Here is an 18,491-nt window from a genome sequence, read left to right as displayed (position 1 = left end):
AATCAAAGGAATGCTTGATAGATAAGCATTATTGGGTAATCAAAGAAATTCTATGAATAATTCAGGATAAATTTTCATTTTTCCAATCCTTCCAATAATTTTAAGGGTTCTACTTTTTACATACCACGATTCCAAGTGGATAGTGCTTATTTGTATTAAACGAAGAGTCCGGTTCTATTAACACCCCTTTTTGAAAATAAAATTCAGTAGAGGCGTACTCCCCGAACAGGGCTTTAAATTCAGGTACAGTTAGCTGATGAACATGAAAAGGCGATCCACATGGTACACCTCTTCCTTCTCCAAATGGAGTTGATAGGATTAAGGTGCCATTTGGCTTTAGCATATTATATATATTAGATAGAAATTGTTTTTCCTGTTTAACGTGCTCAATGGTTTCAAAGCTCATTATAGAATCAAATTGGCCTAATTCATCAGGTAGTTGGGGGTCTGTTACATCACCTTCATGATAAGTTGTAAGTGGATGATAATAGGTTTTTTTTGCATAATCTAAGGCAGCTTTATCAATATCAATACCAATAACTTCAGTTACTTTTTTTTTGCACATTTTAGCAATAATATGACTTCCATAACCTGATCCACTTGCAAAATCGAGAACTCGACCACTTACATAATCAGAAGCGAAATGATACCTTGCAAGATGCTCAAGTAATAATCCGTTCGTAATTTTCATTCTCTCAGGAATTACCCTCTCCCCTGTATCTTCTAACATTTTATTTCACCGCTTACCTATTTATATTTTCAAAAACATTGAATTGTTATACCATAATTATATCACAAACGTGAAGATTCGACTCCATTATAGTATATTATAAAGAGTTATAGTCAAAACCAGTTATTCAATAGAAAGGAGCAAAAAGATTGAGCTCACTGTATAACCATCCAGATTATCGCAATGAAAAAGATCGATTAGAATATACGAAAGATTATATTCAATCCATTTTAGGAGTTGCCGAATCAACCCAAGGAAGTTATCAAGAAAATATAAAGGATGCTTTTGTAAATTTAGACTACTTAGACAGTAGTTTAAGTTATATAAATATCCTTACCAATACACGGCTATTAGAAATGATTCAAGGGGATATATCAAATTTAGCAAATGTAAAAGATAAACCCTATTTTGGCAGGGTAGATTTTAATCGTGAAGGGGCAACGCAAACTGAGAAATATTATATCGGAAAGGTCTCCCTTTATCGTAAAGATAACCAAGAACCAATTATTGTCGACTGGAGATCCCCGGTTGCCAATATCTATTATGAAGGTAGATTGGGTGAAGTGTCCTATCAAGCTGAAGATGGTGAACAGAAAGGCCAGTTAGAATTGAAGCGGCAATACATCATTGAAGATGGGGATTTGGAAGAAATAAGGGATATAGACATTACAACAAGAGACAAATTACTGCAGAAGTCACTATCTGAGAAAGCTGATAAACGTTTAAACGATATTGTTGCTACTATTCAAGAAGAACAAAACAAAGTCATCCGGGCTGACCTTCAAAAACCAATGATTGTACAAGGGGTTGCCGGGAGTGGAAAAACCACGATAGCACTCCACAGGTTATCATACTTTATTTACACATTTGCAGATAAAGTTTCACCTGATGAAATGATGATTTTAGCCCCAAATAAAATGTTCATCAACTACATTGCACAATCTTTACCTGAATTAGGTGTAGAAAAGATTAAGCAGACTACCTATACAGATTTTGTGTGTGACTGTTTAGGAAAAAAATTAAAATTAACAGATTCAAATGAAAAACTAAAGTTATTAATTAATACAGCTGCACAAAACAAAGATACCGTTCAATCGATATCCGATTTTAAAGGATCTTTACTTTTTGAAACTATTTTAAAAAGATATTTAAAAGATATCCGTAATAATTTTGTCCCCAAAAAGGACGTTTATATTGGTGAATCCCGTTTATATAGTTCGAAGCAATTAAAAAAGCTCTTTATCAAGGAATACCAATACTTACCTTTCAGTAAAAGGAAAGATAAAATTAATGAACTTCTAAAATCCAATTTTCAAAATGGTAAAAAGAAAATTTTAGAAAAAATGGAGGAGAAATTCGAAGCGAAATATGATCAATTTCTTGCTCGATATAAAGAACCAGAAGAAAGACGAGCTAAGATGGTTCAGCTTATAGACAATAAAGAAACAAAGGTAAATGAAATAAAAAGTATTACAAAACGGGTTATAACTGATTATATGAAGCTCTTTCCAAAGAAGAAAACTCTCGACTATTATAAAGAATTAATCACAGACCCAATCTTACTCCAAAAATATGCTAAAGAAGATTTGACGAACGAAGAGATTGAGAAAATCACTTCCAGTTCTGGTGAACTATTAAATCGAAATCTGTTTGAGATAGAAGATTTAGCTCCATTACTTTTTCTTCAAACACATTTATTCGGAATCCCTAAAGATTTACAAATGAAAAATATTGTTATTGATGAAGGGCAGGATTATAGTCTATTTCAAATTAGAGCATTACGAAAAGCTGCAAATACAGACTTATTTACGATTTTAGGTGATTTGTCCCAAGGGATACATTCCTATCGTGGCACCGATAATTGGGAAGCCATTATAAAGCACGCGCTGCCAAAAGCTAACTATTTAACACTTCAAAAAAGCTACAGAACCACGATCGAAATAATGGATTTGGCAAACGCCATATTGAAAAACCTTAACAACGATATGCCCGCTGCAGAACCTGTTATCAGACATGGCGAAAAGCCAGCTTTATCTATTGTAAACACAAAAGAAGAGACAATTAACGAACTCAAGAACCATGTGGACAGATTACAAGCAGAAGAACACTCTTCCATTGCAATTATCGGAAAAACCGAAAAGGAATGTAAATGGATATACAATAAGTTAGAAAAACATCTAAATGATAACGTTCAACTCCTACAAGAGAATGATAACCTTAAAAGCAACGTAATTGTTGTTCCATCGTACTTGGCAAAGGGGCTCGAATTTGATGCAGTTTTAATCGTTTCATTTGATGAAGTATTTGAACAAAACGAGATCGATTTAAAACTGTTATATGTCGCTATGACTAGAGGAATGCACAGTCTTAACCTAATAGGTAAACAACCAGCTTCCTTTCATATAAGTAATGAAGGAACAAATCTAGTTCAATACACGGACGGCTTTTTCCAAAAGATATAACATGTTAATATGGAGTGTATCTATTTATAATGGAGTCTATATAAACATATCTACCTTCTATGGTATGATAACGATATGCTATCATTTGGAGGCGTACTTATGACAAAAGAAATAATGACTGTCGCACAAGTAGCAGAGTATTTACAATTAAGTGAAATGACAACGTATAAATTAGTTCAAGAAGGCAAGATATCAGGTTTTAAGATAGGAAGGCACTGGAGAGTAAAAAAGGAAGATCTACATGAGTTTATTGAAGAACTAAAATCTAATCAACGAATATAAATAGATAGAAAAATCCCAAGTTACCACTATAGCTTGGTCTCTTTTATGCTATTATCATACAAATCAAAGGAGAATTATTCTGATGTAAATCAAAATCCCCCCAATGTAATTAATCAAAAACCGCCAATAATAACTATATAGTAGAAATGGAAAGGGATTTTTTATGAGTATACATGATGAAGTTAACAGACGGAAGACATTTGCGATCATATCACACCCGGATGCTGGGAAAACAACCTTAACGGAAAGATTACTTTTATTCGGTAATCTGATTCGTTCGGCTGGAACAGTCAAAGCCAAAAAGTCGGGAAAATTTGCAACATCAGATTGGATGGAAATAGAAAAACAACGTGGAATTTCAGTAACTTCAAGTGTAATGAATTTCCCATACGATGGATACCAGGTAAATATCTTAGATACTCCTGGTCACGAAGACTTTAGTGAAGACACGTATAGAACACTAACCGCAGTGGATAGTGTAGTTATGATCATTGATGCAACAAAAGGGATCGAAGCCCAGACGAAAAAATTATTCAAAGTATGCCGAATGCGTGGCATCCCTATTTTTACCTTTATCAATAAATTAGACCGTGAAGGACGAGAACCACTCGATTTATTAGAAGAAATCGAACAGGTTTTAGATATTGAGACCTATCCAATGAACTGGCCAGCAGGAATGGGAAAAGGGTTTCTTGGCGTTTTCGACCGTCATGGTAAACAATTTGTTCAATACCATGGTAATGAAGACGAATCTGTAATCCCATACAGTGAACTGGATCATTCTGAACATGAGGAACTAACATCTAACCTAACCTACCAGGCTGCAAGTGATGAGCTTTCACTATTAGATGAAGCAGGAGATCAATTTTCAATTGATGACGTTCTATCTGGAAAGCAAACCCCTGTATTTTTCGGTAGTGCGCTAGCTCCATTTGGAGTAGAAACATTTTTTGATACATTTATTTCCATGGCTCCCGCTCCTGCACCGAGAAAGTCGACAGAAGGCGTCATTCAGCCTGACAACCCTGATTTTTCCGGTTTTATATTTAAAATTCAAGCTAATATGAATCCGGCTCATCGTGATCGGGTGGCATTTTTACGGGTATGTTCTGGGAAGTTTGAACGTGGATTGAATGTGAAGTTAGCAAGAACCAACAAAATGATAAAACTTGCTCAATCACAGCAATTTGTCGCATCCTCAAGAGACTCCATTGAAGAAGCATATGCTGGTGATATCATCGGTATTTATGACCCTAATGTCTATCAAATCGGAGATACACTAGTAGAAGGAAAAGAACATTTCGAGTATGATGAATTGCCACAGTTCCCACCAGAACAATTTAAAAAGGTAATAGCAACAAATGTTATGAAGTCCAAGCAATTTAAAAAGGGAATCGATCAGCTCGTACAAGAGGGAGCAATCCAATTGTATAAAGATTACCGCGCCGAATCCTACATTTTAGGGGCCGTCGGTGAGCTTCAATATGAAGTGTTCCAGTATCGAATGAAAAACGAGTACAATGTCGAAGTTATGTTCGAACCAATCGGGGAGCGAATCCCTCGCTGGTTGAAATCAGATCAAGTAGATAAATCCCTATTTGACGAACGAAATATGCTTGTCAGGGATCGTGAGAACAATTACGTTGTGTTATTTAAAAATGACTTCTCGTTACGCTGGTTCAAAGACAAAAATCCAAAAATTGAATTGATTGATCTGTTTGAAGTTAACCAGTATGACCAGACATACTAATTTTTTCCACACTAAAACACGGCTGGTTTTTATCAGTCCGTGTTTTTTCTATTATGATAAGTCCCTTGTAATCTTGTTACCAGTTCATAAGGTCTAACCTTAAAAGCCTCATATGGCACGCACTTCCCATTCATAGCATCTAATACCCTCGGAATGAACTTAGCTCTTTTTATATATTGTGACACATTTGACGAGTTGATTTTCACAAAACGGACAGACTCCGTTTCATCAGATGTCGTTAGTCTACCTCCTATACACTTTCCGCAGAATACGATTGAAATAGTACTCCCATTTGAATATGCACCCGTTATTCCATCTAATGTAACGTTAAGTCCTGTTTCTTCAAAAATTTCCCGACTAAGTGCAACATCCAGTGTTTCTTCATCATCAACTCCCCCTCCAGGAAGTTCCCACGTATCTGATCTCCAATATGTTTTAACTAATAGCGTTTCATTGTTTTCATTTGTAATATATCCACTAACAGTGACGTTCTGTTTTGGAACATTGTATATTCCTGTTGGTGACAAGAAGTCTTTACGCATATCTATGAATAAGTTACCCACTTTCAAAAGTTGAACTTGTGCCCGGTGGTGCATGTCATCTTTTTTAACTCGCTCTTCTATTTTTAGGTACTCTTCATAGTTAGGATACTCCCACATTGATACTACTTCATTTTTAGATTCTGTTACCCATCGTCCGATTAACTTTGCTCCATTTTTTATTTGGCTTGGTAACAAGTAGTCATGAAAAAACGCGTTAAATTCAGTGAGTTTTTCAGGCCGAATCAAGTATGTTTCTCTTATACAAAACATTCTTTTCCTCTATTCTCTTAAAAATATATAACTAACATACCTTATTTTACGCTTGGTAATTCAAATATGTTCAGCGTTGAGAATAGCTGAAGCAAAAGTGCAAGCGCCTTGAAAGACACGACAAGCATAAGCAGATCGCGTAGTGTGGATGCCTTTACCAAGGTCGAACTGCTTATGTCTCGAGTGGCTAGGCGCTGGAGCTAGACAAGGCAGGTTCTGTAGATGAATATACATAACTTTCAAATTATACTTGCTTTACTAACGAAAATAAAAGACGAAAACGTTGTGTTTCGTCTTTTTTCAATAATATTTTTATTTTATCCCTTTTTCACTTTTTCCTTTAAATAATTTACGAACGTTTCATCACGTGCAAGCCAGGTTGTATAATTTCTTTTTAGGAAATTTTCCCCTTCAACAAAGGTTGGAAACTTCTGACTTAATTTAATGTTATTTCGTTCTATGACCCACTCCGAATCATTTGTCGGATAAAGAAAGAAAAGATCTTCCATTTGGTTTTTGTAAAGTGATCCAAATGAAGTTTCTTTTAAATTATAACGATTTCGCTTTGCATCCTCCCGTAACGGTTCCAAGTTAAACGTTTCTGCCACAAATTGTTTATAGGCATCTTCGGTTAAAGAGCATCCTGATGCTTTCGCATGTCCACCTCCACCGAACTTCCCCGCTACTTCAGACACATCTGTATGGTCATGAATGGTCCTAAACCCTACTCTTTTTGCACCGATATCCAGGATGACGATATAGTCAAGATGTGGGTATTCTTTGTTTAATTCATTTCCCAGCTCAGAATGGTACATCTCTGCATAAACTATTCCAGAAAATTTACCATCCATCTTTGTCTGAACCAGTTGCCGCCGTTTCCTACGAATGTACCGTTCGATTTTGTTATCTTCCATATCAAGTATCTTTTTCTCAAAATCATCAAAATAAAAGTGATCACTTGATAAAAGCCTATCCATCATTTTTTCTTCAAATTCCTCAATGGTTACTAGAAAGAATAGTGCATTAAGCCGGTGAGCTTCCTGATTATCATTTCTCTCCCATTCCCACGTATCATACTGTCTTACGAGTTCAACAAATTCCGCTATCGCCTTGGAAGGTTCTATTAAATTGTGCTCCAACAGATAGTCATATAATAATGAGGTTGCTGCAGTTAACCGGCCTTCCTCATCTTCAACAATGACACTCCCCCACTCGTACTCATTAAAATGCAGACCAGTTTTATGATGATCGAGCAGTTGAACGTTTCCCCCTTCTCGATGAAATCGATCCAATTTTTGTTCACTTTCTTCATTTACCGATAAGTCTGTAATAAGTAAAAACGTATCCTTGTTATCATTCTCCAGAAACCATTTCACTTCACGATCGAGACTTCCAATGGAATTGTAGCGAACCTTTACCTGCTTTCCAAAAGCAAGTTTTGCTAAGATACCACACCCTACCCCATCCAAATCATTATGAGACAACAGTTTGTACATGTTCTTCACCTCAGGATATAGTATGGGTATGAAAGAGGTAAATTATTGCAAAAAACTAGAGGAATTTCCAATCATCCTATTACTATGGTCAACGCTTAAAATTTAAAATGTTAATTTGCGGCGGGTTAAACAATCGAAACTTCAAGAAAGGGATGACATCACTGCTCCCAAGTCCGGTACTGACATATTGTTTCATGTTTTTGTATTCCCACAGTCCTTTCACACGTTCTTTTGGTGGGAGGAAATTACTGTTGTACCAAGGTTCTGGAATGAAAAGTGCCCCAAGAATTGGTAACCGAATTTGCCCACCATGATAGTGTCCGGCTATTAGTAAGTCAAAATCCCGCAACACGGTACGAGCGTTATTTTGAATATGATCTATCCGGGCGTCTACTACAGGATAATGATTAAGAGCAATTAATAAATCAGAATCCGTTAACTCATCAAGCATATTAACTTCTGTTAACAATTTTCTTTGATAATCCAAATACGCTTCATCTGAAACGTAAGAAGGTCGGACTATTCCTTCGGTTCTTCCTACATCATCTGCTCCCCTTAAAATGGATAATTCAAAATTCACAACATGTATGTCGGCTCCATCGACTGTAACCGTATCCATAGACTCCAATAACTTAACGCCTCGTTCTTCCATGCCTATAATAAATTCACTTTTTTTGATTTCTGGGTTAAATTGATAATTATATGGATCCGTATTCCCAGGGGTATACCAGGCATTTTCTTTATTGTTTATACCATTCAATAGAGAATAAAAGGGATCGTAATTAGCGGATTCGGTGCTGTCCAGCATGTCCCCTGTAAAAATGATCGCATCATAATCAACTTCATTAATAGAGTTGATCAACCTCTTTTGATTTTCTCCGAACTGTTTTTCGTGTAAATCAGTAACTTGGAGAATCCGGAAGCCGTCCAATGACTCAGGCAAATCATCTATTACTATATCTTGTTCCACTGTTGTTATGCGGTTATTGTCCCAAATTATATATACAACTAGAACAATCATTACTATTAAAATACTAACCAAGATCTTACCTCCGACTTTTATCACAGACAATCGCTCTCCAGTATTTTTGATTTTAATCAAAGGCTCATTTCGTAAATTTTGTTGCTATTTAATCCTCGTAGTTGATATATAATGCGACGTAACTTTATGTGACGGTTAACCTACCGCTACGGAAATACACTTCGCTTTCCGTGGGCGGCTGATGAGCCTCCTCGAGCTAACGCTCTGCGGGGTCTCAACTAGGCCTCTGCTCCCACAGGATAAGGAAAGCTACATATCTAGACATCGCACGCAGAAAATCGGTTTGTATTTTCAAGGAGTCTACGTGTATTTCCTCCGCTGTTATTTCCGTTACTGTCGTGGGACTGTATCTGTATTGATAAAACACCTTACCAGTTTGGGTGAGCGGAGGGCGGTGACTCCTGCGGGAACAGCACGTGTCCGAAGACCCCGCAGAGTGGTTTTCTCGAGGAGGCTGAGGCCGTGCCCGCGGAAAGCATCCGTCCGTAGCGATCCCGGACGGCGGCAATAGAAGTAAGCCTAAAGTTACGTCGCATATATATCTATTGTGACAAAAACAACAATCTTTCAGAAACAGCCTAATCAAAAGCGCAAGTGCCTTGAAAGACACGACAAGCATAAGTAGATCTTGTAAAACACCTTATAAAGTAGTGTTTTTTTAATGAATTACTTCCATTTGATTTTTCAGCAGGTTACTGAACATGCTTCTTTTTTCCTCAGAAAGTTGTGTAAACCCACCTTGTTGAATAACTTCGCCTTCGTCTAACACTACTACTTGATCGGCATTACGAATAGTCGATAAGCGATGTGCAATTACAATGATCGTCATTTTTCCTTTTAATCTATCTAATGCTTCTTGAATTTTCGCTTCGTTCTCTGTATCCAGTGCACTGGTCGCTTCATCCAACACGAGAATAGAAGGGTTTCTTAAGATGGCCCGGGCCAATACAAGTCGCTGTCGCTCACCACCCGATAATTTAATACCCCGATCACCAATAACAGTATCCAGCTTGTCGGGAAGTTTCCCTACAAATTCACCTGCAGATGAAAATTCCAATGCTTCCCATATCCGGTCCTCACTTGCATCTGGTACTACTAGCATGAGATTCTCTCTTATACTGGTATTGAATAAGAAGGGTTCCTGTGGCACATAGCTAATGGCTTTTCTCAGAGCGATAAGATTATCATCCGACAACGGCGTTCCATCAATTAGCACCTGCCCACTTTCCGGTTGATTCAGACCCATTAGTAAATCTATTAAAGTACTTTTCCCCGCACCAGACCTTCCGACAAAAGCTGTCATCTGGTTGAAAGGAATACTCAAATTAATATTTTTCAGGGCATATTGCGGTTCAGCTTGATTGTAACGGAAGGAAACTTGTTCACACTCGATGCTATGTCTGATATCTAAGGGAGCGATTTCTTCTTTTCCCATTTCAAACTCTCTAGCAGCCAAACATTCATGTTGTAAAGCCTTTACTGCCTTAAACGCTGGAATGGTTGTTGCTATTTGTTCCATAGACGCTTGAATTCCTGCGACTCTAGGCCATAGTCTAGAAAAAATAACAATAACCAACATTAATTGACCAGCCTGAGCACTGAACATAGAAACCGCTATATAAATAAATGCTGCAATAAAAATGGCAGACGCAATTTTATAATATAATTGTGAGGTTGTTTTCAATTTTGTATATTCCACTTGTTCATGTTGCATTTTATTGGTGATAGAGTCATACCATCCAAGTCTCGAATCTTCTAACGTGTTACTTTTAATATCTTTTATCCCATTCACCTGATCAGTTATACCCGCAAGGTAATTTCTTCCGAGTTCATAGTTTCGTTTCCCTAATGCTAATGATCGCTTTAGAAACTTTCGATTAAAAAAGATAAGAACTAAACCACATGCTAGAACAAACATTGTTATATTAGGTGATAGCCAAAAGGCAAGCCCGATTTGTATGAATGTAAACACAAGAGAAGCTGCGAATTGTAAGAAGGAATGTGTTCCCGCACTTGCACGAGCAATTTCAGCAGTTAATATATTGATCAGATCGGATTTTCTATTTCTAATGAAAAACTTCCAATTGGCATGAAGCAACGAACCGTAAGTTTCCATACGCATATGTCTCAAAAATCCATGTTGAATGATTGCGTTTTTCACGGTTAATTGCCTATTAACCACATTTTGGCCAACAACCACCAGAACAAATATCCCAAGAATCAATGGTAAGCCCATCGTGCTGGGTATGTTATTAAGAAAGCCAAATAGACTTAACAAAGGTATTTCTTCCACACCCATATCAACAATTCCACTCATACTGATCAAAGGAACTAATAATAAAATCCCAATACCTTCCAATAACCCAATACCTATCATCGCAAAGAGGTTTATATACAGTATTTTTCCGGAATATGCATGGATTTGTTTTAAGAAGTAAAGTACATGTTCCATTCGGTTATCCTCCTAGGATAAAGCATGTTTCCTTGTTTTCCTCCATGCCCATAATAGTGGGCGTAAGGGAAAATATAAAAAATGAAATAGTTTTGGCAAAGCTAATGTCTCTGCGTCTTCTGGATACGGATGAAGAAAACTTACCATAAACATAAATTTTTGTTGGGTGCTCATTAATGAAAATAAATGACGTTTATGATACCTAGCAATCGTTTCCGGAACAGGATCTGTATGTAAATTAACCTTTCTTTCCAGGTAGAATACTGCTTGTTGGGCTAACCGGTTCGTGCTCTTTTTTGTTGTTAAAGAGATTATTTCCTTATTTGTTTTCTTACCTAATAGTTTTGATGCCAGGATAAGCCCCTGTCCCCCTGCACGATGATAGCCATATTTTCTTAACAATCCATTAGTCTCTTTCCAATCAATCTCTGTCTTGATTAATTGATAAATATCCATTAACCAACGAAGGCGTGACCAACCATGACGCGACCCATGTGATACGAGAAATAGAAATAAGTCTTCCTTCCCTAGTAAATAGACAGGAAAGCTTGTGAGACTGCTCTGGGTTTTTCGTTGCCATAACGCATGAAAGCTTGGCTCCTTAGCAGGTCCTGGATTTAGCCTCCAATGAACTTCTACCTTAATTTGCTTTTGCCGATGGAAGAAGGTGACATGATGATGCCTCCATTTCCAATCATTTAACACCGTTTGAATGTAGTCATCTTTTTCATATCCCTGTTCTACAAGGACTGCCTCAGCTTTTTCAAGTTGATCTATTGGAATAAGCATATCTAAATCGCTTGAAGTACGGAGAGAAATGTCTCCATACAGTTCCTGAGCAAGTACCGGGCCTTTTAAAAAAAGAAGCGGGATTTCCTGAATTGAAAACAACTTACTTACACGCTCCATTTCTCCACTTAAATGAAGCATTTGAAATGTATTTTTTTTATACTGTTGGGATAAGGATTTTATAATAGAGTAAGGGATCACATCATCACAGGTCTCTTTTAACTTCGAAAAAAGAACCGGATAAACACGATGATGCATCGTTAAGTCTATAAAACTATTCCAATCAATGTCATTGAATAATTCAGGGTTATTAGTGTGTAGTTGAGTGGCGGATTTATTTTTCAGTAGCTCGATTATCAGTCTTAATTCTCTTGGTATATTTGTTAAATTAAGATTAAATTCGTTAGGCATAACTTTCTCCCTCAATCTTAGACGTTTTTAGCAAATTTGTTAACGATAGTAAAACGTTCCATTCCTTCTGATCCTGTAATATAAAAAGGACCACTCCGTAGCCATGCATGTGCAATTAACTGGCCTGCATCATCCTTAGCAGTACCTAAATAAAGGGTACTTTCAATATTACGTCTTTCCAGCATTTTCATTGCTGCAATTGCTTTGACTAGACATTGACTTTCCCATAACGTGTAACGACTTGCCATATGAATAGCTTGAGAAATATTGCTTAACGTCTGTTTACTAGGTTGTTTATGAGAGATAGTCGTTTCTTGCATCTGTTCACCCAATGAAGGAGCTACTTTTGCAAATGGAAAAGTCTTGAGAATCCGTGCCCAACCTAAATAAAAATAAGATTCGAATAAGAGCTTTTTGATTTCTTTGTTCATCGTTAAAAATAACCGTATTTTTTTCATTAATGTTTTCCTTTCTCAAGTAATCCGACTAAGAAGTAGCATCCTCTATCTTTACTAACCCTTCTTCTACTAAAGTATCTAGAAACGATAGTACCTGATCTTCACATTCGCTCTGTTCAACATCATACTCAGCCATCAAAGCAGAAATTAATTCATGTACCACAAGAGGATCCTTAATTTGCTCCCATATCTCTCCACCGATTTCTCCTAGGTTATAATATTTTCCATTGTGAATGCTCAGCATTACTTTTTCTCCATCCATATCACTGATAATATTACCTTCTACTTGGCTAACCACATGACGTTTATAGATTGTGTTGTTCATCGTATTTTCTCCCCCTTCTTAACCTTCGATAAAATAACGTCTACTAACTTATGGGCTGTAAAATGAGATGTAGGTCTTTCTAATCGGTAAAAATCTATTTTATTGACAATTGCTACTGAGGTATTAAAATGCCAATCCATTTTTCCTGAGCGATTAATGAGGAAATTACGATATGTGTGTTGAAACAATGTATGTAAACGTTCTAGATTTTGAATTGGATTAACCTCAATTTCATCACTGTCTGTTTTGATTAGTTCAATAACACCCGCAAGAGGCATTGGTTTCTCAGCAAACTGCTCAGCGACCGGAATTGCAAACTTATTTTCCCTATCTATAATTGGCCGAAGATCTGTCGATTCCATCCCAAATTCATTAAGGCTTTCCAACCACAATTTCTGTTGTGGATATGCTGGTGTTATCATAGGCATGTTCTCTTCAGATAAAGTCACAGGAATGACATCATCGCTCAGAAGTTGATATCCTTTTTTTAAAAACGCTGAAGCAAGTGTCGATTTCCCTGCACCTGAATCACCAACAATTGCATATGCTTTATCGTCTATTGCAATGGCACTACCGTGCAGTGGAAGGATGTTTCTTTGGATTAAGAGTGCCCCCATGCAGGTTCCTAGGATGTAGAGACGGATTTGATCTTCTTGGGAATTATCAATGGGTGAAACGAAAATCTCTCTACCATTTTTAATTAAATAGATAGCGGTATCCGGCACTTGAAACATAATGAAATCTTCCTCTACGATAAAATACCGATTTGGAATGTATAACTCCGACCAAATTTCTGTTAGATCAACTTTATTAACAGTGATATTTGACAAGTGTTCTTCCATATCAATTTCAGGTAGTTCAGGTAGTAGAAATTCGCTGAAAATACTTAATCCAAAAGCACTATATGTGAATTTTTTTATCGTATAAATCATTTTATGAGTTCCCCCATTTTTATATCGCCCTCATACCTATTCAAAATATGAGGGCCTATTTCTTAAGTAAAGAGTTTAACTACCTTAACAACTTGCATTCGATTTTCCTTCATGTCGGAGAAACTATCCTCTGGAATATAGTTGAAAGTATGTTATTGCAGCTAAACTAACGACTGATCTGAATCTAATCCAACATTTAAACGGAAACCCATATGTTCTTAATAAAGAATAAATATATATAAATATCAGTTTCTTATTCTAAAATATGTAGTTATCATTAGTTAATTTCGTTCGTTATAAAGTACTGCTTATATTGAAAGATATCACTTTTCAGATAAAGTGTCAATCACTAATTATAATTTTATTTGCTAAAAGAAAAGAGCCCCCATACTTTGTATAAGGGCAGTTAATTCTAACTTAACTTGCATGAAGATGAACTACTTCATCAGTATCTTCAAATGTTGCGTCTACATCTCTTATTCCAGCTCCCTGCATTGTCAAACTAATATTTAGCACTTCCAGTTCTGGAGTTTGCCATTTCTTTTTCATAAATATCACCTCCTACAGAGTAGAATTTTTTTAAAAATCGATAAACAACTAAACTCCGCATTAATACCCTCAGTTCAGGGTCAAAGGCTTGATCTGGTCTCGGTCGCTCTTTAAACCTGGAAATAGCCATTTTAAGAAGATTTACATTCAAGAAGTCCGAAACTATAGGATCTTCAACCAATTGTTGTAACTCATCTATAAACAATTTCCAAGAAGACATCATTCTATGAACCCAATCCGCCCCTTGAATCCCCCTTGAACGCTGGTTAAATCTCACCTTATCAGGTAGCAATCCTTCTGTTGACCTTCTGATAAGTGCTCGATCTAACCCATCTTTCACAAATTGCTCTTCTGGTAAGGATAGACAAAATCGAATTACTCGTATATCGTTTGTGGGATCACGATTCCATAAGCCATATCGTAAAGACAAATTTGTTCCTGATGTTCCTGTTGAATTCCACATAAATTCCTTTTCATAGTGATTTTTCCTAATTTCATAGATGTTTTGTTTTGAAAATCCATCTACATCAATTCCAGCTTCTTGAAGTTTACTATAGACATTTGTTTTTTTCGCAAATTCAGGATTTATTAGCATTGGCAATTGATAGACTTCCTGTGAGCGATCCAATAGATTCAAGAATGGGAATGCTTTCTTTCCAACGACTGACAGTAATCTGCCTTTCTTACTTATTCCTGTGTTTGTACTATAACACTGTAATTCATGACTAAGTCGAATCAACCTCATATTTCTTAGCAGGAATCCATAGTAGTCTAAAGCCGGTCCCCATGATATTGAAAAATTACCCCTAGCACCATTTAATAAAATACCGATCCCTCTCTGTTGAGCTTGCTCATTTATACCTTTAACCCAAACAGAGTTCTCGAAAAATTTATATGGCATTTCCATTATTTCAAGCCAATCATCGATTTCTGAAATTGCGCTTTTCCCATTAAAACTCAAGTAGTGATCTTCAATGTTACTTACGTGTTGAACAGTTGAATTTATAAATGTTCGTTCATCCGCTATTCTATGCTTGGGTGTCCAATCCTTAAAGTTGTTTTCTGGAACGTAACTAAATGTATGTAACTGTTTATTTTTCTTTTGCAATGTTTTTGCTGCAAAGCTAACGACTGCCCCAGAATCTAATCCTCCACTCAATTGGGAACCTACTGGTAGAAATGTACGTAACCGTGAATCTACTGCATCTTGAAATATATTTCTAAAGGCATCAACATAATCCTGATCTTTTTTATATTTTATTTTTTCATTTACTGACAATGTATGGTATTTAATAATAGATATTTTGTCATCGACTACAGAGATAGCGTGTGACGGCGGAACCTGATGTATATCCTTAATTACGGTTAAGGAGCTATCAACTGTATCTATCATATTAGGTATGGCCAAATATTCCGCAAGCCACTGTTCATTTAAATCCTTTTCTATATATGGTAATGATAATAATGGGTTTATCACCGTACAAAAGGTGAAGCGCTGATATTTATGAAAATAATAGAGAGTTCTAGCTCCAGAAAAGTCTCTTGCACCAAATAGCTTTTGTTTTTTTTCGTCCCAAATCATAAAAGCAAAATCACCAATTAACTGGTTAGGGACCTGCTCTCCCCATTTAACATAAGATAAAAGGATTAATTTACTATCAGGTATTGTTTTTCTCTTTGCAATATCTACTTGTAATTTATCAAATAACTCCTCACGATTATCAATAATAGCATCAGCTGTAATTGTTAACTGATGATCATAGTCATAGTAGGGTAGCTGTTCTCCTATTGACTCTGGCGTTATCCACTGTGCATGGCACCCTAAAAAGATGTTTTCTTTTTGCCATATTTGCACATCATCAGCAGGAAATTTCTGCAATGATTTCATCATGCCGAGACTATGCTCTCTTGGTACCGGCTCATTATTTAAATGATAAATTCCAGCGATAGCGCTCATAGTTTCCACTCCAATATCATACAACTAAAATTATTCTTGATTAAGAACGTTTTTATTAAAAAAATAAAGTAGGACTGCTTAAATAAGTTACTCCAACCAATTAATTGTCATCTATAAAGAACGATACTACATCTTTGTTAAGGAAGCAATACCCAATTTGGTTTTCCCTTACTGTTTACTTAAATTCTTCCATTAGCTAAGATTTTAGTCATCATATCAATGTTAGGATAATTCGATTTTTTAAATTGGCTAATTACCTCGTGTTCGTTATACTTAACTCTTACTATTGATACTTGAAAACTGTCCTTAGTAACATTCATCAAGACATATGAAGCTTGGTTTAAACCGTCAAATGGTAATCCAACACTCCCTGTATTCACAATACATTTTCCATTAATATATCTTACATATGGTTTATGTATATGGGCATAGATGTAAATATCTGCCTCATTTATCATTAACTTATCAGTAAGTAGTTCATCTTTTTCAAAAGGTTGAACAACGTCAAACAAGCTTAAAGGAGTAGCATGAAATGCATGTATTTTAAGGTTTTCATATTTTAAGTTCAATTCATTTGGTAGCTTTCTAAGATAACCTACTTCATTTTCTTCTAATTTGGAATAAGTCCAATCTCTTTCCGCATTCATCATTTCTAATGCTTGTTCAGGTACTTCATCTTTTTGAACCCCACGGACCACCCATTCATCTGCATTACCTTTTATAACATCAGCATTCATGTCTTTAATTAAATTAAGAGCACGTTTTGGCTCCGGCCCTCTGAAACAAAGATCCCCTAGAACATAAACTCTGTCAATGCTTTTTTCTTTTATATCATTTAAAACTGCATCCAATGCTACTGCATTTCCGTGTATATCTGATATAAATGCTAGCTTCATTATTTCCACCTCTATTTAAATAGCATTATTTTTATTAGTTCTAGTCATTTGCTTGTAATTCCTCTGTTCTATATAAATTAACTTTATTCTGAAAAGCACTGTATTAAATAGTATAAAGAAATAATATGAAGTTATAAAAATTACTACTACAAATATGAGGTTAAACAAAATATTACTTCTTAGATAATCTAACCCAACAAAATTTATAAAGAGAGTCATTACACTTATGATAAACAAATGTGAAACATAAATTCCTACTGCATTTTTCCCTACTTTAGAGACAACTGAACTTTGCAATATCGTTGTATTTTTTAACGTAATAATAAAAATACTTATTGTTAAGGGAGCTGTTATTAAGTAATAGTCACCGAAAGATCTGACCGCATCCAACACCGTAACTGTAATTGCCATTTCTACAAGCTGAATTAGTGAAAATAATAGAAACAGATAAACAAAAGTACTCGATTTGGTTTTTTTAACCTTTTGCATGATCCAATCATAATGAATAGCAAAATAACAGCCAAGTGTTGTATATAACATTCCAAAAAACAAAGCATCCCTTGTTTGAACCGGTAAATAGAAAATACTTGAATATGTCTGACCAAAGAGTCCAATTATATTTAAAATACCGGCTACAATTAACAACATTTTTAATTTATTTAGCCTAATAGATACATATAAGATACAAATTGACCAAATTAAAGCTGTCAAGAACCAAAGATGGTAAGAAGTCATTCCTTCTCCATAATATAATGCATCTATATTTACAAAACCTTTCACATACTGGATTAATTCAGTCTTAATGTCTAATCCCATATGAATTGCTAAAACGACTTGAAGAAATAAATCATAAATCAGATAAAATAAGTACCATGTAGCAAATAATCCAATTAACTTAAACAGGTACTTTTTAAAATAGGCCTTAGAATTATTCCTGTTGATTATTTTTTGCCCAAAGAAGTAGCCTGAAACAATAAAAAAGAAGGGGATTACCCATCTTGGAAAAACACTTATTATAAAGGAAATATGTTCACTATCTTGCCAATTAAAGCTATAAGTAACTGTGTGTAAACATACAACTAAAAAAACTCCAAAGCATTTAACAACGTCAATAGCAGTGTTCCTTTCCAAGTATGAGTTCCTCCCTT

16 protein-coding genes are annotated in these 18,491 nt (G+C 35.7%); 3 read left to right on the top strand and 13 right to left on the bottom strand.

What is annotated here, in order from left to right:
- Window positions 1-109 precede the first annotated feature (109 nt).
- Window positions 110-730 (bottom strand): class I SAM-dependent methyltransferase, encoded by a 621-nt coding sequence (locus ACFQ3N_RS19995; protein WP_390364930.1) that lies wholly within the window; start codon window positions 728-730, stop codon window positions 110-112.
- A gap of 149 nt (window positions 731-879) precedes the next feature.
- Here ACFQ3N_RS19995 and helD point away from each other — a divergent pair, with 149 nt between their 5' ends.
- From helD to ACFQ3N_RS19980, 3 genes are all read left to right on the top strand, one after another.
- Complete coding sequence (helD, locus tag ACFQ3N_RS19990; RefSeq protein WP_390364928.1) at window positions 880-3,192, top strand: RNA polymerase recycling motor HelD; 2,313 nt, start codon at window positions 880-882, stop codon at window positions 3,190-3,192.
- A 99-nt stretch (window positions 3,193-3,291) separates the two neighbouring features.
- A complete protein-coding gene (locus tag ACFQ3N_RS19985) occupies window positions 3,292-3,474 on the top strand; it encodes a helix-turn-helix domain-containing protein (RefSeq protein WP_390364926.1) in 183 nt (60 codons plus the stop codon).
- 163 nt (window positions 3,475-3,637) lie between these two features.
- Window positions 3,638-5,224, top strand: coding sequence for a peptide chain release factor 3 (locus tag ACFQ3N_RS19980; RefSeq protein WP_390364924.1), 1,587 nt, complete (start codon window positions 3,638-3,640; stop codon window positions 5,222-5,224).
- A 32-nt stretch (window positions 5,225-5,256) separates the two neighbouring features.
- Here the strand turns inward: ACFQ3N_RS19980 and ACFQ3N_RS19975 are convergent, their stop codons facing one another.
- From ACFQ3N_RS19975 to ACFQ3N_RS19920, 12 genes are all read right to left on the bottom strand, one after another.
- On the bottom strand, window positions 5,257-6,012 hold the full coding sequence (locus ACFQ3N_RS19975) for an NUDIX domain-containing protein (RefSeq protein ID WP_390364922.1): 756 nt from the start codon (window positions 6,010-6,012) through the stop codon (window positions 5,257-5,259).
- 341 nt (window positions 6,013-6,353) lie between these two features.
- Window positions 6,354-7,532 (bottom strand): DHH family phosphoesterase, encoded by a 1,179-nt coding sequence (locus ACFQ3N_RS19970; protein ID WP_390364920.1) that lies wholly within the window; start codon window positions 7,530-7,532, stop codon window positions 6,354-6,356.
- An 88-nt stretch (window positions 7,533-7,620) separates the two neighbouring features.
- A complete protein-coding gene (locus ACFQ3N_RS19965; RefSeq protein ID WP_390364919.1) occupies window positions 7,621-8,574 on the bottom strand; it encodes a metallophosphoesterase in 954 nt (317 codons plus the stop codon).
- A gap of 658 nt (window positions 8,575-9,232) precedes the next feature.
- On the bottom strand, window positions 9,233-11,026 hold the full coding sequence (locus tag ACFQ3N_RS19960) for an ABC transporter ATP-binding protein (protein ID WP_390364918.1): 1,794 nt from the start codon (window positions 11,024-11,026) through the stop codon (window positions 9,233-9,235).
- 12 nt (window positions 11,027-11,038) lie between these two features.
- Complete coding sequence (locus tag ACFQ3N_RS19955) at window positions 11,039-12,226, bottom strand: nucleotidyltransferase domain-containing protein (protein ID WP_390364917.1); 1,188 nt, start codon at window positions 12,224-12,226, stop codon at window positions 11,039-11,041.
- Between the two features lie 17 nt (window positions 12,227-12,243).
- Complete coding sequence (locus ACFQ3N_RS19950; protein WP_390364915.1) at window positions 12,244-12,684, bottom strand: lasso peptide biosynthesis B2 protein; 441 nt, start codon at window positions 12,682-12,684, stop codon at window positions 12,244-12,246.
- A gap of 28 nt (window positions 12,685-12,712) precedes the next feature.
- On the bottom strand, window positions 12,713-13,009 hold the full coding sequence (locus tag ACFQ3N_RS19945) for a lasso peptide biosynthesis PqqD family chaperone (RefSeq protein ID WP_390364912.1): 297 nt from the start codon (window positions 13,007-13,009) through the stop codon (window positions 12,713-12,715).
- The gene (locus tag ACFQ3N_RS19940; RefSeq protein WP_390364910.1) at window positions 13,006-13,941 is read right to left on the bottom strand and encodes an aldolase; all 936 of its coding nucleotides are present in this window, start codon (window positions 13,939-13,941) and stop codon (window positions 13,006-13,008) included. The genes ACFQ3N_RS19945 and ACFQ3N_RS19940 overlap by 4 nt, the downstream gene beginning before the upstream one ends.
- A gap of 417 nt (window positions 13,942-14,358) precedes the next feature.
- Window positions 14,359-14,490 (bottom strand): paeninodin family lasso peptide, encoded by a 132-nt coding sequence (locus ACFQ3N_RS19935; RefSeq protein WP_390364908.1) that lies wholly within the window; start codon window positions 14,488-14,490, stop codon window positions 14,359-14,361.
- Window positions 14,444-16,447: a lasso peptide isopeptide bond-forming cyclase gene (locus ACFQ3N_RS19930; RefSeq protein ID WP_390364906.1), complete on the bottom strand. Its 2,004-nt coding sequence runs from the start codon at window positions 16,445-16,447 to the stop codon at window positions 14,444-14,446. The genes ACFQ3N_RS19935 and ACFQ3N_RS19930 overlap by 47 nt, the downstream gene beginning before the upstream one ends.
- A gap of 179 nt (window positions 16,448-16,626) precedes the next feature.
- Complete coding sequence (locus ACFQ3N_RS19925; RefSeq protein ID WP_390364904.1) at window positions 16,627-17,343, bottom strand: metallophosphoesterase family protein; 717 nt, start codon at window positions 17,341-17,343, stop codon at window positions 16,627-16,629.
- Window positions 17,344-17,358: 15 nt separating this feature from the next.
- A complete protein-coding gene (locus ACFQ3N_RS19920; RefSeq protein ID WP_390364902.1) occupies window positions 17,359-18,474 on the bottom strand; it encodes an acyltransferase in 1,116 nt (371 codons plus the stop codon).
- Between the last annotated feature and the right edge of the window lie 17 nt (window positions 18,475-18,491).

It is taken from the genome of Virgibacillus byunsanensis (genome assembly GCF_042675965.1).
Classification (GTDB): Bacteria; Bacillota; Bacilli; order Bacillales; family Amphibacillaceae; genus Virgibacillus_R; species Virgibacillus_R byunsanensis.
Note: the sequence above shows the minus strand (reverse complement) of the source record. Positions and strands in the feature narration are given on the sequence as shown.

Bases quoted from the DNA above. Each gene is read 5' to 3' on its own strand.
- ACFQ3N_RS19945 (WP_390364912.1), bottom strand. From the start codon at position 13,009: ATGAACAACACAATCTATAAACGTCATGTGGTTAGCCAAGTAGAAGGT.
- ACFQ3N_RS19930 (WP_390364906.1), bottom strand. From the start codon at position 16,447: ATGAGCGCTATCGCTGGAATTTATCATTTAAATAATGAGCCGGTACCA.
- ACFQ3N_RS19940 (WP_390364910.1), bottom strand. From the start codon at position 13,941: ATGATTTATACGATAAAAAAATTCACATATAGTGCTTTTGGATTAAGT.
- ACFQ3N_RS19980 (WP_390364924.1), top strand. From the start codon at position 3,638: ATGAGTATACATGATGAAGTTAACAGACGGAAGACATTTGCGATCATA.
- ACFQ3N_RS19935 (WP_390364908.1), bottom strand. From the start codon at position 14,490: ATGAAAAAGAAATGGCAAACTCCAGAACTGGAAGTGCTAAATATTAGT.
- ACFQ3N_RS19950 (WP_390364915.1), bottom strand. From the start codon at position 12,684: ATGAAAAAAATACGGTTATTTTTAACGATGAACAAAGAAATCAAAAAG.
- ACFQ3N_RS19955 (WP_390364917.1), bottom strand. From the start codon at position 12,226: ATGCCTAACGAATTTAATCTTAATTTAACAAATATACCAAGAGAATTA.
- ACFQ3N_RS19960 (WP_390364918.1), bottom strand. From the start codon at position 11,026: ATGGAACATGTACTTTACTTCTTAAAACAAATCCATGCATATTCCGGA.
- ACFQ3N_RS19985 (WP_390364926.1), top strand. From the start codon at position 3,292: ATGACAAAAGAAATAATGACTGTCGCACAAGTAGCAGAGTATTTACAA.
- ACFQ3N_RS19970 (WP_390364920.1), bottom strand. From the start codon at position 7,532: ATGTACAAACTGTTGTCTCATAATGATTTGGATGGGGTAGGGTGTGGT.
- ACFQ3N_RS19995 (WP_390364930.1), bottom strand. From the start codon at position 730: ATGTTAGAAGATACAGGGGAGAGGGTAATTCCTGAGAGAATGAAAATT.
- ACFQ3N_RS19925 (WP_390364904.1), bottom strand. From the start codon at position 17,343: ATGAAGCTAGCATTTATATCAGATATACACGGAAATGCAGTAGCATTG.